The organism is Streptomyces beihaiensis (assembly GCF_026274175.1).
Classification (GTDB): Bacteria; Actinomycetota; Actinomycetes; order Streptomycetales; family Streptomycetaceae; genus Streptomyces; species Streptomyces beihaiensis.
In genome coordinates this window covers 1-13928 of the sequence record NZ_JAPHNL010000073.1, presented here as the reverse complement: position 1 = coordinate 13928, position 13928 = coordinate 1, and the positions used below count along the sequence as shown (strand labels likewise).

General features: G+C 72.1%; 13 protein-coding genes and 1 pseudogene. 7 read left to right on the top strand and 7 right to left on the bottom strand.

The genetic code is table 11. The annotated features are described in order from the left end of the window. Positions 1-727: oxygenase MpaB family protein (locus OFY01_RS09050; RefSeq protein ID WP_266598070.1), on the bottom strand; the 727-nt coding region annotated here is incomplete at its 3' end. A gap of 42 nt (positions 728-769) precedes the next feature. Between OFY01_RS09050 and OFY01_RS32380 the strand changes: the two genes are divergently transcribed. Then, the gene (locus OFY01_RS32380) at positions 770-1411 is read left to right on the top strand and encodes a hypothetical protein (protein ID WP_323135494.1); all 642 of its coding nucleotides are present in this window, start codon (positions 770-772) and stop codon (positions 1409-1411) included. Between the two features lie 150 nt (positions 1412-1561). Here OFY01_RS32380 and OFY01_RS09040 read toward each other — a convergent pair whose 3' ends face one another. After that, complete coding sequence (locus OFY01_RS09040) at positions 1562-3049, bottom strand: amino acid permease (protein ID WP_266598068.1); 1488 nt, start codon at positions 3047-3049, stop codon at positions 1562-1564. A gap of 235 nt (positions 3050-3284) precedes the next feature. Between OFY01_RS09040 and OFY01_RS09035 the strand changes: the two genes are divergently transcribed. Next, complete coding sequence (locus tag OFY01_RS09035) at positions 3285-4043, top strand: MerR family transcriptional regulator (protein ID WP_266598066.1); 759 nt, start codon at positions 3285-3287, stop codon at positions 4041-4043. A 44-nt stretch (positions 4044-4087) separates the two neighbouring features. On the opposite strand, the gene OFY01_RS09030 is transcribed toward OFY01_RS09035, so the two are convergent. The 4 genes from OFY01_RS09030 to OFY01_RS09015 all read right to left on the bottom strand — a co-directional run bounded on the left by OFY01_RS09030 (position 4088) and on the right by OFY01_RS09015 (position 10047). Continuing rightward, positions 4088-6271: a 3-hydroxyacyl-CoA dehydrogenase NAD-binding domain-containing protein gene (locus OFY01_RS09030; protein WP_266598064.1), complete on the bottom strand. Its 2184-nt coding sequence runs from the start codon at positions 6269-6271 to the stop codon at positions 4088-4090. Positions 6272-6440: 169 nt separating this feature from the next. Next, positions 6441-7655, bottom strand: a complete 1215-nt coding sequence (locus tag OFY01_RS09025; protein WP_266598062.1) for an acetyl-CoA C-acetyltransferase — start codon at positions 7653-7655, stop codon at positions 6441-6443. Between the two features lie 62 nt (positions 7656-7717). Continuing rightward, positions 7718-8860, bottom strand: coding sequence for an acyl-CoA dehydrogenase family protein (locus tag OFY01_RS09020; RefSeq protein ID WP_266598072.1), 1143 nt, complete (start codon positions 8858-8860; stop codon positions 7718-7720). A gap of 8 nt (positions 8861-8868) precedes the next feature. After that, a complete protein-coding gene (locus tag OFY01_RS09015) occupies positions 8869-10047 on the bottom strand; it encodes a CaiB/BaiF CoA transferase family protein (RefSeq protein WP_266598060.1) in 1179 nt (392 codons plus the stop codon). A gap of 195 nt (positions 10048-10242) precedes the next feature. Between OFY01_RS09015 and OFY01_RS09010 the strand changes: the two genes are divergently transcribed. Next, positions 10243-11439, top strand: coding sequence for a saccharopine dehydrogenase family protein (locus OFY01_RS09010; RefSeq protein WP_266598058.1), 1197 nt, complete (start codon positions 10243-10245; stop codon positions 11437-11439). Here the strand turns inward: OFY01_RS09010 and OFY01_RS09005 are convergent. Then, positions 11411-12142 (bottom strand): endonuclease V, encoded by a 732-nt coding sequence (locus OFY01_RS09005; RefSeq protein WP_266598056.1) that lies wholly within the window; start codon positions 12140-12142, stop codon positions 11411-11413. The two genes, OFY01_RS09010 and OFY01_RS09005, sit on opposite strands and share 29 nt — an antisense overlap. Before the next feature lie 59 nt (positions 12143-12201). Between OFY01_RS09005 and OFY01_RS32540 the strand changes: the two genes are divergently transcribed. The 4 genes and pseudogenes from OFY01_RS32540 to OFY01_RS08990 all read left to right on the top strand — a co-directional run. Next, positions 12202-12540, top strand: a complete 339-nt coding sequence (locus OFY01_RS32540; protein ID WP_407700307.1) for a GNAT family N-acetyltransferase — start codon at positions 12202-12204, stop codon at positions 12538-12540. A gap of 10 nt (positions 12541-12550) precedes the next feature. After that, complete coding sequence (locus OFY01_RS09000; RefSeq protein WP_266598054.1) at positions 12551-12853, top strand: YciI family protein; 303 nt, start codon at positions 12551-12553, stop codon at positions 12851-12853. 136 nt (positions 12854-12989) lie between these two features. Next, positions 12990-13406, top strand: coding sequence for a spore wall synthesis regulator SsgD (gene ssgD / locus OFY01_RS08995; protein ID WP_266598052.1), 417 nt, complete (start codon positions 12990-12992; stop codon positions 13404-13406). 101 nt (positions 13407-13507) lie between these two features. Then, positions 13508-13928: pseudogene (locus tag OFY01_RS08990) on the top strand (hypothetical protein); the annotation flags it as partial.

Genomic DNA, 13928 nt, shown 5'->3' with positions numbered 1-13928 from the left:
GCCGCTCCTGGCGCGGGGTCCACGGGAGGCCGATGGCCTCCCGTGCCTCCGGCGGGAGCAGCCCCACCGAGAGGAAGGCGAGGAACCGGGCGAGGGGGCCGCGCAGCACCGGCCACAGGAGGCGGAGGGGCGCGGGACCCGGCGGGGGCGGCAGGGCGCGGTGCGGCGAGGTCAGCTCCGCCACCACGGAGGTGCGGGAGAGCTCCTCGGTGAGCGTCCTGCGGTAGTACGGCCAGAACTCCCGCACCGTCCGCGGCATGTCACGGTCGCGGATGCCCAGGATCCGGCCGACCGCCAGCCACTCCGCGTAGAACCGTTCCTCCTGCGTCACGGTGAACGGGCGGGCGAAGTAGCGGCGGGCGTGGCGGGCGACGGGGAAGCCGGTGGCGTGCACCCAGGCGTAGGTGGCGGGGGTCAGGGCGTGGTAAGGGCGGCCGCGCGCGTCGGTGCCGCGGACCGCGCGGTGCAGTCGGCGGACGCGGCGGCCCTCTTCGGCGGCGCGTTCGCCGCCGTAGACCCAGAGCAGGACGGAGGCGACCGAGCGCGCTGCGCGGCCCCACGGGTCGGCGCGGAAGACGGAGTGGTCGCCGACGCCCGCGCCGACCGCCGGGTGGGCGCACTGGAGGACGAACGCGGCGGGCAGCGTGAGCAGTGAACGGATGTCGCCCGCCGTGTCCCAGAGGATCCCGCCGACCGGTGGCGGCGGCGGATCGGGGCCGTGCCGCATCATGTGACCCAGTATGCGTCCGCGCCGATGCGGTGGGCGGCCGTGCGAATCCGGTGTGCGGCCCCCGCGAACAGTGGCCGGTCAGGCCCGCCGCTCCCCGCGTCCGCGGCCGACCTGCGCCGCACCCTGCGCACGGGCCGTTACAGCCGACTGCGCGCGATCCGCGGCAAGGGCATCGGGATCGCGTTCCTGCGTGACTACGGGGTGCCGCGGATCCCGCGGCTGCTCCTGGACGAGGACGAGGACGAGCGGGAGATGTCGGCCTGCGATCGGGCCGACCGGCGGGTCGCCACGGCGACGTTCCGGGTCAGCGCCTCGAGGTGTCCGGCTCCGCCGCGTCCCCCGCTCGCGTGGTTCTCGCCGCCGCTGCTCGACGGGCCGCTGCCGGACGGCTCTCAGGCGTCGGGGCTCCCCGGTCTTCGCCCGGTCTCCCCCGCAGACCGCTTGGCCAGGTCCGAGGCGAGTTCGGAGACGCGGGTGCACAGGTCGGTGACGGCCGCCGCGTGCGCCGGGTCGGCGGACGTGCGGTGGCTGGGCACGACGTGGGCGCGCAGCCTCGGTGGCGGCGGCTGCCGCGGGGGCGGGGTCCGGCCGGCCGCGCGCCGGGTCCTGCGCCGGACCGAGGTGACCAGCGCTGACGCCAACGCGGCCGCCGCGACGGCCAGTTGGCCCGCCTTGAGGTGAATGTCCCACGGAACCAGGGCCATGCCTGTCTCCTACCCCGGGCCGGGCTCGGCTCACTCGTGCGCGGGACGCCCGAAGCGAGGTGGCGCCACCTCGCGGACGCGGGGTCCGCGAGACGGCGCCACCGGCGGGGCGGGGTGCGGGTCTCGGCTACTCGCCGTCGACCGCTTCCCCGGCCGTGAGCTTCCGCAGTTCCAGGTCCTCCTGGCGGCCGACGCGCCCCCGCACGCCGAACCAGCCGACGACGAGCAGCAGCCCGACGACCGGGACCAGCAAGAGCGTCTTGCGGCCGGTCTCCGCGTCGTTCCACATGAGGCCGAGCACGGCCAGCAGGAAGACGATCGTGACGATCTCGGTCACCGGGGACCAGGGAAGCCGGAACTTCGGGCGCTCGACCAGGCCCTGCTTGGCCCGGCGGACGAACGCCAGGTGGGCGACCATGATCATGACCCAGGTTCCGACGATGCCGATGGAGGAGATCTCGAGGACGATCTCGAACGCGTCCTTGGGCAGCACGTAGTTCAGGCCGACGCCGAGGACGCCGACACCGGCGGTCAGCAGGATGCCGCCGTAGGGAACCTGGCTGCGGTTCATCTTGGCGGTGAACCTGGGCGCGGAACCGGCCATCGCCATGGAGCGCAGGATGCGGCCGGTGGAGTACAGGCCGGAGTTGAGACTGGACATGGCCGCGGTGAGCACGACCAGGTTCACGATGTCGCCGGCTCCGCTGACACCCAGCTTGCTGAAGAGCGTCACGAAGGGGCTCTCGTCCGCCGAGTACGTGGTGGCGGGCAGCAGGAGGGCGAGCAGCGCGACGGAACCGCAGTAGAAGAGGCCGACGCGCCACATGATCGAGTTCACCGCGCGCGGGACGAGCTTTTGCGGCTCGGCGGTCTCACCGGCCGCGACGCCCACCAGTTCGAGGGCCGCGTAGGCGAAGACGACGCCCTGCATCACGAGGACCACCGACATCAGACCGCTCGGCATCACGCCGCCGTGGTCCGTGATCATGCTCAGTCCGGGTGTCTGGCCGTCGACCGGGTGCTGCGTGGCGACGAGGAAGACACCGACGAACAGGAAGACGACGAGCGTCGCCACCTTGACGATCGCGAACCAGAACTCCATCTCGCCGAAGTACTTCACCGAGACGAGGTTGATCGCGAGCACGATCGCGAGGGCCGCGAGGGCCAGCACCCACTGCGGGATGGTGGTGAAGGCGCTCCAGTACTGCGTGTAGAGGGCGATCGCCGTGATGTCGGCGATGCCGGTCATCGACCAGTTGAGGAAGTACATCCAACCGGCGACGTAGGCGCCCTTCTCGCCGAGGAACTCGCGCGCGTACGAGACGAAGGAACCCGAGGACGGCCGGTAGACGACCATCTCGCCGAGGGCCCGCACGACGAAGTAGGCGAAGATTCCGCAGATCAGGTAGGCGAAGACGAGCGCGGGTCCCGCGTCGTGCAGTCGCCCGCCGGCGCCGAGGAAGAGCCCCGTACCGATCGCGCCGCCGATCGCGATCATGTTGACGTGGCGGCTCTTGAGGTCCTTGCTGTAACCGGCGTCGCCCGCGTCGGCGGGCGCCTGGGACGCATCGGTGCGGGATGCGCCCAGAGCCGTGTTGACGGCGTCCTTGCTCACGTGGGGATGTCCACTCTGTGGTGCCCGGCGGCGCAGGCGCCTCCGGGGTCCGGATGTGCAGTGGCCCGCCACGCCCCTGATCGCGCGCGGACCGACTGTGCACCTTCCCTCATGCAAGCCGATGCACGCGGTGGCGGACATCACAGAGTGTTTCTTATCGCATACCCGTGAGTAATCAGATGTGCTGGACACGCGCCTTTTACACCATCGGTGTGTCAGTAATACTGTTGCAGGCATGACGACGAACGCCGAGGACGCCCGCGAGGCCGAACAGGCGCCGGGTCCTACGCTGACCGTCGACGAGCTCGCGGCGCGCGCGGGTCTCACGGTCCGTACGATCCGCTTCTACAGCACCCGGGGGCTGCTGCCGCCGCCGGTGATCGGCCCGCGCCGGGTCGGCCACTACGGGCAGCAGCACCTGTCCCGGCTCGTGCTGATCGAGGAGCTGCAGCACCAGGGCATGACGCTCGCCGCCATCGAACGCTATCTGGAGCAGCTTCCCCCTGACCTGAGCGCGCACGACCTGGCCATCCACCGTGCGGTGGTGGCGAGCTGGGCCCCTGACACGGCGGAGCAGATGACCGCCGCCGAGCTGGAGCGCCGCTGCGGCCGTGCCCTGTCCGGCGCCGACCTCGACCGCCTCGCGGCCATGGGCGTCGTCAGTCACGACGAGGAGGCGGACAGCTACCGGGTCGACATGGGGCTGCTGCGGCTGGGCATGCAGCTGCTCGGCGTGCCGATCGCGCTGGAGACGATCCTCGCCTCGCGCACTGTCCTGCTCGAACACGCGCGGCAGGCGGCGCACGAGCTGTCGCGGCTCTTCCAGGACGAGGTGTGGGAGCCCTACCGGGAGCGGGAGGGCGATCCCGAGCACGTGGCGGCGATGAAGTCGCTGTCGGCGCACATGCAGCCGATGGTCGTGCAGGCCCTGGTGACCGCGTTCCAGCGGTCGCTCAAGGAGGAGTTGCGGGAGGCGTTCCGCGCCGAGGGCTGAGTCCTCGCACGGACCGGAACGCCTCCGCCCGGGCCCACGGGGCGTCAGTCGGTGAAGGTCTCGCCCTTCTCCGCCTTCTCCACCAGCAGCGCCGACGGCAGGAACCGGTCGCCGTAGCGTTCGGCCAGCTCGCGGCTGCGGGCGACGAACCCGGCCACTCCTCCTTCATAGCCGTTGATGTACTGGAGCACTCCGCCGGTCCAGCCGGGGAAGCCGATGCCGAGGATCGAGCCGATGTTGGCGTCGGCGACGGACGTCAGAACACCTTCCTCCAGGAGCTTGACCGTGTCGAGCGCCTCGGAGAAGAGCATCCGCTCCTGCATGTCCCGGAACGGGATCTCGTGGCCGGGCTTGGTGAAGTGCTCGCGCAGGCCGGGCCAGAGCCCTGCCCGCTTGCCGTCGTCGCCGTACTCGTAGAAGCCCGCGCCGCCGCTGCGCCCGGTGCGGCCGAACTCGTCGACCATGCGGTCGATGACGGCCTCGGCGGGGTGCGCGGTCCAGGTGCCGCCCGCCTCGACGATCGCGGCCTTCGTCTCGCCCAGGATCTTGCGGGGCAGGGTGAGGGTGAGCTCGTCCATCAAGGAGAGCACCTTCGCCGGGTAGCCGGCCTGGGCGGCGGCCTGTTCGACGGAGGCGGGCTCGATGCCCTCGCCGACCATGGCGACGCCCTCGTTGATGAAGTGTCCGATGACGCGGGAGGTGAAGAAGCCACGCGAGTCGTTGACGACGATGGGCGTCTTGTTGATCTGCCGTACGAGGTCGAACGCGCGGGCCAGCGCCTCGTCGCCGGTGCGCTCGCCCTTGATGATCTCGACGAGCGGCATCTTGTCGACGGGCGAGAAGAAGTGCAGACCGATGAAGTCGGACTGCCGCTCGACGCCCTCGGCGAGGGCGGTGATCGGGAGGGTGGAAGTGTTGGAGCACAGCAGCGCGTCGGGGGCGACGACGTCCTGGATCTCCTGGAACACCTTGTGCTTGAGTGCGGGGTCCTCGAAGACGGCCTCGATGACGGCGTCGCAGCCCGCGACGGCCGCCGCGTCGTCGGCGGGCGTGATGCGGGCGAGCAGCGCGTCCGCCTTCTCCTGGGTGGTGCGGCCGCGCGAGACGGCCTTGGCGCACAGCTTCTGCGAGTACGCCTTGCCCTTGGCGGCGGCGTCGGCGGAGACGTCCTTGAGGACGACGTCGATGCCCGCGCGGGCGCACGAGTAGGCGATGCCCGCGCCCATCATCCCGGCGCCGAGAACGGCCACCTTGCGGACCGTGCGCGGCTCGACGCCCTTGGGGCGGTTGGCGCCGGAGTTGACGGCCTGGAGGTCGAAGAAGAACGCCTGGATCATGTTCTTGGCGGTCTGTCCGGTGACCAGTTCGGTGAAGTAGCGGGCCTCGATGGTCAGGGCGGTCTCGAAGTCGACCTGGGAGCCCTCCACCGCGGCGGCGAGGATGTTACGGGGTGCGGGGTAGGGCGCACCGTTCAGCTGCTTCTTGAGGTTGGCCGGGAAGGCGGGCAGGTTGGCGGCGAACTTGGGGCTGGCCGGGGTACCGCCGGGGATCTTGTAGCCGGGCGCGTCCCAGGGCTGGTGCGACTCGGGGTGGGCGTCGATGAAGGCGCGGGCCTTGTCGAGCATCTCCTCGCGGGTGGCGGCGACTTCGTGGACGAGCCCGTTCTCCAGGGCGCGCTTCGGGCTGTACTGCGTGCCTTGCAGCAGCACCTTCAAGAGCGCGTCGGCGATGCCCATGAGGCGTACGGTGCGCGTGACGCCGCCGCCCGCGGGCAGCAGGCCCAGCGTGACCTCGGGCAGGCCGATCTTCGAGCCGGGCGCGTCCAGGGCGATGCGGTGGTGGCTGGCGAGCGCGATCTCGTAACCGCCACCGAGGGCGGCGCCGTTGAGGGCGGCGACGACCGGCTTGCCGAGCGTCTCGATGCGGCGCAGCGAGTTCTTGATGCCGGTGCCGGTCTCGAAGACGGCCCGGGCGTCGTCGGGGCCCGCCTTCATCATGTCCTTGAGATCACCGCCCGCGAAGAAGGTCTTCTTGGCGGAGGTGTAGATGAAGCCCCGGATCGCGTCCGGGTTCTCGGCGAGCGCCCTCTCGGCGCGGTCGGCGACGGCGGCGATGGACTCCTTGAACGCCTGGTTCATGGTGTTCGCGGACTGGTCGGGGTCGTCGAGGACGAGGGTGACGACGCCGGTGTCGTCCTGTTCCCAGCGGATGGTCGAGCGGTGCGACATGGTTCGGTCTCCGTGAGGTTCGTTGCGGCGGAAGTCTTCTGGGGGTGCGGGGGCGAGGTCCCGGTAAGAGGGCGGCGAAGCCGCGTGCCTTCAAGAGGGCGGGCAACCGCGCGAGGCCGGGCCACCGGCCCTCGGTCGGCGACGCGGGCCCCGCCCTGCGACACCGGCGCTACAGCCGTTCCACGACCGTGGCCACGCCCATCCCACCGCCGACGCACAACGTGGCGAGCCCGTACCGCTGGTCCCGCCGCTCGAGCTCGTCGACGAGGGTGCCGAGGATCATCGCCCCGGTCGCCCCGAGCGGGTGGCCGAGCGCGATGGCGCCGCCGTTGACGTTGACCTTGTCCAGCGACAGGCCCATGTCCTTCACGAAGCGCAGTACCACCGCCGCGAACGCCTCGTTGATCTCGACGAGGTCGATGTCGTCGATGGTCAGCCCCGCCTTGGCGAGGGCCTTGCGTGTGGCGGGCGCCGGTCCGGTCAGCATGATGGTCGGCTCGGAGCCGGACACGGCGGCGGAGACGATCCGCGCGCGCGGCGTGAGGCCGTGGCGTTCGCCGGCCTCGCGCGAGCCGACGGCGACGAGCGAGGCGCCGTCGACGATGCCGGAGGAGTTGCCCGCGTGGTGGACGTGGTCGATCTTCTCGACCCAGTGGTACTTCTGCAACGCCACGGCGTCGAAGCCGCCCAGGTCGCCGATGTCGGCGAACGACGGCTTCAGCTTGGCGAGCGAGTCCGCGGTCGTGCCGGGGCGCATGTGCTCGTCGTGGTCGAGGACGACGAGCCCGGAACGGTCCTTGACCGGGACGACGGACCGCTCGAAGCGGCTGTCCTTCCAGGCCGCGGCCGCCCGCTCCTGGGACATCGCCGCGTACTCGTCGACGTCGCGCCGGGTGAAGCCGCCGATGGTGGCGATGAGGTCGGCGCCGATGCCCTGCGGCACGAACCCGGTGTCGAAGTTGGTCATCGGGTCGGCGAACCACGCACCGCCGTCGGAGGCCATGGGCACCCGCGACATCGACTCGACGCCGCCCGCGAGCACGAGGTCCTCCCAGCCGGAACGCACCTTCATCGCGGCCAGGTTGACCGCTTCGAGCCCCGAGGCACAGAACCGGTTCTCCTGGACGCCCGCGACGGTGTCCGGCAGACCGGCCGCGATGGCGGCGATGCGGGCGATGTCGGAGCCCTGATCACCGACCGGGCCGACGACACCGAGCACGATGTCGTCGATGGCGGCCGGGTCGAGGTCCGGGAAGCGTGCGGTCATCTCGTGGATGAGGCCGACGACGAGATCGATCGGCTTGGTGCCGTGCAGGGCGCCGCCGGCCTTGCCCCGGCCGCGCGGGGTGCGGATCGCGTCGTAGACGTACGCGTCTGTGGTCACGGAAGTGCCTTTCACTGAGTGGCTGCGCAGGGGTCGGGGTGAGGGGTGGGGCGGGTCGGGGGTCAGGAGAGGAGCGAGCGGCCGATGATCTCCTTCATGATCTCGGTGGTGCCGCCGTAGATGGTCTGGATGCGTCCGTCGGTGAATGCCTTCGCCACGCGGTACTCGCTCATGTAGCCGTATCCGCCGTGCAGTTGCAGGCAGCGGTCGGCGACGCGTTTTTGCAGTTCGGTCGCCCACCACTTGGCCATGGAGGCGTGGACGGCGTCGAGGGTGCCCGCGGAGTGGTCCTCGACGCAGCGGTCGAGGAAGGCCCGCGTGACGGCGCACTCGGTGGCCATCTCGGCGATCTCGAACCGTATGTGCTGCAGTGTGGCGAGCGGCCTTCCGAACGCCTCGCGCTCCTTGACGTACGCCGTGGTGATCTCGAGGAGGTGCTCGGCCGCGGCGATGGCGGCGACGGCGATGCCCATGCGTTCCTGGGCGAGGTTGGTCATGAGGTGGACGAACGCGCCGTTGAGGTCACCGAGGAGGTTCTCCTTGGGCACGCGCACGTCGTCGAAGAACAGCTCGGCCGTGTCCTGGGCCTTCTGACCGATCTTGTCGAGGTTGCGGCCGCGTTCGAAACCCTCCATGCCGCGTTCGACGACGAGCAGCGACAGGCCGTGCGCGCCGCCTTGCGGGCTCGTGCGGGCGACGACGATCACCAGGTCGGCGAGGATGCCGTTGGAGATGAAGGTCTTGGAACCGTTGAGCAGCCAGTGGTCGCCCTTGTCCTCGGCGGTGGTACGGATGGCCTGGAGGTCGGATCCGGCGCCCGGCTCGGTCATGGCGATGGCGGTGATCGTCTCACCGGTACAGAACCCGGGCAGCCAGCGCCGCTTCTGCTCGTCCGTGGCGAGCGAGGTGAGGTAGGGGCCGACGATGTCGTTGTGCAGGCCGACGGCGAGGCCGGGCGCGCCCGCGCGCGTGAACTCCTCGGCGAGAACGGCGCTGTAGCGGAAGTCGGTGGTGCCGCCGCCCCCGTACTCCTCGGGCACGGCGAGCCCCAGCAGGCCCTGGCGTCCGGCGGCGCGCCACGCCTCGCGCGAGACGACGCCGTCCTTCTCCCACTGCTCGTAGTGCGGCGTCACCTCCTTGGTGAGGAAGGTGCGCACGGTCTCGCGGAATGCCTCGTGGTCGGCGCTGAACAGGCGTCGTTCCATGCTCTCGGTCAACTGCCTTTCTCCGGGGAGTCGTGGGGGGCGTCGTCGGTGCGGCGCAGCTGCGGCACGTCCCAGTCGCGGGCGACGTCGGCGGTGTCGGCACCCGGCTGGGCGGGGCCGGAGCGGACGGCGGTGGGCGTGCGCGAGAAGCGGGGCGCGGGGGCGGGCTGGGTGATGCCACCGTGATCGACGAAGGTGCCGCGGGCGGCGAGGTGCGGGTGGTGCGGGGCCTCGCGCAGGGAGAGGACGGGCGCCACGCAGGCGTCGGAACCCTCGAACACGGCGGTCCACTCGTCTCTCGTACGTTCCCGGAAGCGCGCTGCGACGGCGTCGCGCAGCTCGCCCCAGCGGGCCAGGTCCTTGCGGTCGGGCGCGACGTCGGCGAGGCCCATCAGCGCGATGAACTCGTCGTAGAACTGCTGCTCCAGGGCGCCGACGGCCATGCACTGCCCGTCGGCCGTCTCGTACGTCCCGTAGAACGGGCAGCCGCCGTCGAGGAGGTTGGAGCCGCGCCGGTCCTGCCAGCTCCCGGCCGCGAGCATGCCGTGGATCATGGCGGCGAGGTGCGCGGCCCCGTCGACGATGGCCGCGTCGACGACCTGCCCGGTGCCGGTGGCGCGGGCGTGGTGGAGGGCTGAGAGCACGCCGACGACGAGGTAGAGGGAGCCGCCCGCGTAGTCGCCGATCAGGTTGGCGGGGACGGCCGGCGGCTCGTCGGGCTTGCCGATCATGCCGAGAGTGCCGGTGAGCGCGATGTACGCGACGTCGTGCCCGGCGCGCTGGGCGAGCGGGCCCTCCTGGCCCCAGCCGGTCATCCGCCCGTAGACGAGTTTCGGGTTGCGGGCGTGGCAGGTCTCGGGCCCGACGCCGAGGCGCTCGGCGACGCCCGGCCGGTAGCCCTCGATCAGCACGTCGGCACGCTCGACGAGCCGGAGCACGCGCTCGGCGCCGTCGGCGGCCTTCAGGTCGACGACCACCGAGCGCTTGTTGCGGTTGGTGACGTCGTACTCCGGGGCGATGGCCGGCCCCGCGCCGCCGGGCCGGTCGACGCGGACGACATCGGCGCCCAGGTCGGCCATGAGCATGGCGGCGAACGGCCCCGGCCCGATCCCGGCGAGCTCCACCACCCGCACTCCTGCGAGCGGACCACCCTGCCCGTCACGGCTCTCGCCGCCTGCGACCGTCATCCCTGCGCACCCCGACCCGTCTGTGACACTACTGATGTAACACCAGTGATGCTAAGAACGTGTTCCAGTCAGCACAAGCCCTTGACGAGCAAGCGCTCAGCCAATTTCATACCGTCCTCGCATGGCTTGCTACCGGAACGTAGGGTCGAGGCGAGCACCGCACACGCGACAACAACACGTACGACGAGGGGTGTCATGAACCGAGCAGGCCCGGATCAGCCGGACAGGGCGTACGACGTGGTGCTGTTCGGCGCGACGGGATTCGTCGGCGCGCTCACCGCGGAGTATCTGGCGCGGCACGCGCCCGAGGGCCTGCGCTGGGCCGTCGCGGGCCGGGACACGGCGAAGCTGGAGCGGCTGCGCGAGCGGCTCACCGGCCTCGACCCCCGGTGCGCGACGCTGCCGCTGCTGCGCGCGGACGTCGCGGACCCGGCGTCGCTGCGCGAACTCGCGGACCACGCACGCGTGGTGGCGACGACCGTGGGCCCGTACCTGGAGTACGGCGAAGCGCTCGTCGCCGCGTGCGCCGACGCGGGAACCGACTACGTGGATCTGACGGGCGAGCCCGAGTTCGTGGACCTCATGTATCTGCGCCACGACGCCCGCGCGCGCGAGAGAGGCGCGCGGCTGGTCCACGCGTGCGGGTTCGACTCGGTCCCGCACGACCTGGGCGCGTACTTCACCGTGCGGCAGCTGCCAAAGGGCGTGCCACTGCGCGTCGACGGCTTCGTACGGTCGAACGCGACGTTCTCGGGCGGCACGTTCGCCTCCGCCCTCAACCAGTTCGGGCGCGCCCGGCAGATGGTGGCGGCGCACCAGGAGCGGCGGCGGCACGAGCCACGCCTGGTGGGCCGCGCGGCGTACGCGCCGACCGGGGCGCCGCGCTACGCCAAGGAGATCGGGGCGTGGGCGCTGCCGATGCCGACGATCGACCCGCAGGTGGTGCAGCGTTCGGCGCGCGCCCTGGAGCGGTACGGCCCCGACTTCCGCTACCGGCACTACGCGGCCGTGCGCACGCTTCCGGTCGCGCTGGGCGGCACTCTGGGCGTGGCCGCGCTGTTCGCGGCGGCCCAGGTGCCCGCCGCCAGGCGCTGGCTCGGCGGGCGCGTCAAGCCCGGCGAGGGTCCTGACGAGGCGCGCCGGGCGAGGAGCTGGTTCTCGGTGCGGTTCGTCGGCGAGGGCGGCGGGCGCCGGGTCTTCACGGAGGTGGCGGGCGGTGACCCGGGGTACGGGGAGACCGCGAAGATCCTCGCCGAGTCGGCGATGTGCCTGGCCCAGGACGAGCTGCCGGACACGGCCGGGCAGGTGACGACCGCCACCGCGATGGGCGACGCGCTGATCGAACGGTTGCGGGCGGCCGGGATCACGTTCCGGGTAGCGGCCGAGCGGTGAGGCCGAGGACGCCGTCCGACACGGCCGCCAGGGCGTCCCGGCACAGCCGGTCCGCCCGCCGCGTCGTCTCCGGGACCCGGTAGCGCGGGGTCAGCGCCAGCGCGTGCGCGCACGCGTTGTCCAGCGACACCCGGTGGCCCACGGAGACGTAGACGGGCTTGACGCCCGTGCGGGTGCGCAGCGCCCGGCCGACCTCGTCGGCGCCGTCGAGGAGCGGCGCCGCGCTCCCCCGCTCACGGCCCGGCGTGTCGTGCGCGAAGGCGAACGGGTTCTTGGCGACGCCCATCGTGGGCAGCCCGGTGAGCACGCCCAGGTGGCTGGCGAGGCCGAAGCGGCGCGGGTGGGCGAGGCCGTAGCCGTCACAGACGACGAGCCCGGGGTCCGCGGTCAGCTCCCGGAGCGCGCCGAGCACCGCCGGGATCTCGCGGAACGCCAACAGGCCCGGCACATAAGGGAAGGCGACGCGCCCCACGGCCGTCGTCTCCTCCACCACGTCGAGGGTGTCCGCGTCGAGGACGACCGCGGCGGCCGCGACGACGTCGCGCTCGTCGTCGTAGGCGACGTCGATCCCGGTGACGGTTCCCGCGCCCGGCGGCGGTCCCGTCTCGTCCACCACGACGCGCCCGCGCAACGCGTCCTGCGCCGCGCGCGCCGCGGCCTCGTCGGTCGGCCACCCGTCGGGGATCCCCGTGATCGTCACCATGGGACCCGACCCTAGACAACAAGCTCGCCCCTCCGGCTGATCCGGCGGCCGCTCTCGCGCTGCGCGACACATGGCAGGGGGCGATCTCGCGGAAGCAGGACGAGCCGGTCGGGACGGCGCGCGTCTCCGGGGACGACGGCACGGCGTTCCAGGTCGTCGACATCCGCGTGCGCCCCGGCCACCGGGGCCGCGGTCTCGGCGAGCGGATCTCGGCCGCGCTCACCGAGGGGCCGACGCGGCGGGCGCCCGCGACCGCGTACGTGTCGCTGATCGCCGACGCCCCGTCGGCGTTCGTCTTCCGAGGAGTTCGGCTCCGTCGGGGCGTCGTCGTACGAGTCGGTGGGCATGCCCCGGTCCATGACGGGCCGCGGGCCCGAGTCGGATACGGGCGCCGGTAGCCTGTCGGCCATGTTCGTACTCGAATTGACGTACACCGCCCCGCTCGACCGCGTCGACGCTCTCCTGGAGGAGCACGTCGCCTGGCTGAACACGCACTACGCGGCAGGGCTCTTCCTCGCCTCCGGGCGCAAGGAGCCGCGCGAGGGCGGCGTCATCCTCGCCGCCGGGGCCGACCGCGCGGCGATCGAGGAACTCACCCACAGCGACCCCTTCGTCGTGGCGGGCGTGTGCGCGTACCGGGTGACGGAGTTCGTCGCGACGAAGACGGCTCCCGCCCTTGACACGTACCGGGAACAGTTGCCTGCGTCCTGAGCCGCCGGTCGGTGACGGACGTCACTCGGAATTCGTCCGGCTTCAGGCGCACGGATCGGCTCGTTCCGCCGTCTATCCCGGTAAGGCCGCAGCCGCGGCCTTCGGCCCCCGTCCAGCCGTCATTAGGGAGCAGGCGTTGTCCACCGTCATCGAGCAAGCCGTTGAGGCCCGCCTCGTCGCCGCCGCACCACGCATGGCGAGCATCCCCGCGACCCTGCGCTACGACGCCCGCGATCCCTTCGCCGTCCGCATGTCGTTCCCGGCCCCCGCCACTCTCGAGGGCGTCGACGTCTCCTGGACCTTTGCCCGTGAACTGCTCACCGCGGGCGTGTCGGAAGCGGTGGGCACCGGTGACGTGCGGGTGCGGCCGTACGGGTACGACCGCACGGTCCTCGAGTTCCACGCCCTCGAGGGCACCGCGATCGTGCATGTGCGCACCGGAGAGCTGAAGCGGTTTTTGGCGGAGACGACGGCCCTGGTGCCGGACGGCGAGGAGTACCTGCACGTGGACGTGGACGGCGATCTGGCCGAGTTGCTGCGCGACGCGCTCTGATCCCGGGAGAAGCGGGGGCCGGTGCTGCGGCACGTCGTCGGGCAGCCGCTGGACCTGGCCCTCGCACCGCTGATGACCGGCCGGGTGGGAGACCGAGCTCGATGACGACGACCGCACCGCCGACGGGAACCTGGCGGGATCTGCTGCTGCGCCAGGTGGCCACGTTGCCGGTGCGGTCGCTGGGCACGGCGGCCGTCACGGCGGCGTACCGGCCGTGGTCGGCGGCTCAGGGCGGTCCGGGCGTGCTGCTGTTCGGCTGCGCCCTGGTCCTCGCGCCGTGGGCGGCGCCCGGGGTGGACTCCCGGTTCACTGCGCCGTCGGGGCACTGGCGCCACCGGCTCGCCCGGCGCCGGCCAACCCTTCTGGCCGGCCTCGCCGTGCTGCTCGCGGCGGTGGGCCAGGCCCCGGGTGTGGGAGGCCAGGTGCGTGGTGCTGCTGACCGCGTGTCTGGTGGCGAGCGACGCCTGGTCGACCGGGCTCACGGCGGCCCGGCCCCGGCCACCCGTCTGCGGCGAGGCAGCT

Excerpts from the sequence above, each read along its gene's own strand:
- OFY01_RS09020 (WP_266598072.1), bottom strand. The coding sequence starts at position 8,860 with ATGGAACGACGCCTGTTCAGCGCCGACCACGAGGCATTCCGCGAGACC.
- OFY01_RS09015 (WP_266598060.1), bottom strand. The coding sequence starts at position 10,047 with ATGACGGTCGCAGGCGGCGAGAGCCGTGACGGGCAGGGTGGTCCGCTC.
- OFY01_RS09000 (WP_266598054.1), top strand. The coding sequence starts at position 12,551 with ATGTTCGTACTCGAATTGACGTACACCGCCCCGCTCGACCGCGTCGAC.
- OFY01_RS09010 (WP_266598058.1), top strand. The coding sequence starts at position 10,243 with ATGAACCGAGCAGGCCCGGATCAGCCGGACAGGGCGTACGACGTGGTG.
- OFY01_RS09035 (WP_266598066.1), top strand. The coding sequence starts at position 3,285 with ATGACGACGAACGCCGAGGACGCCCGCGAGGCCGAACAGGCGCCGGGT.
- OFY01_RS09030 (WP_266598064.1), bottom strand. The coding sequence starts at position 6,271 with ATGTCGCACCGCTCGACCATCCGCTGGGAACAGGACGACACCGGCGTC.
- OFY01_RS09005 (WP_266598056.1), bottom strand. The coding sequence starts at position 12,142 with ATGGTGACGATCACGGGGATCCCCGACGGGTGGCCGACCGACGAGGCC.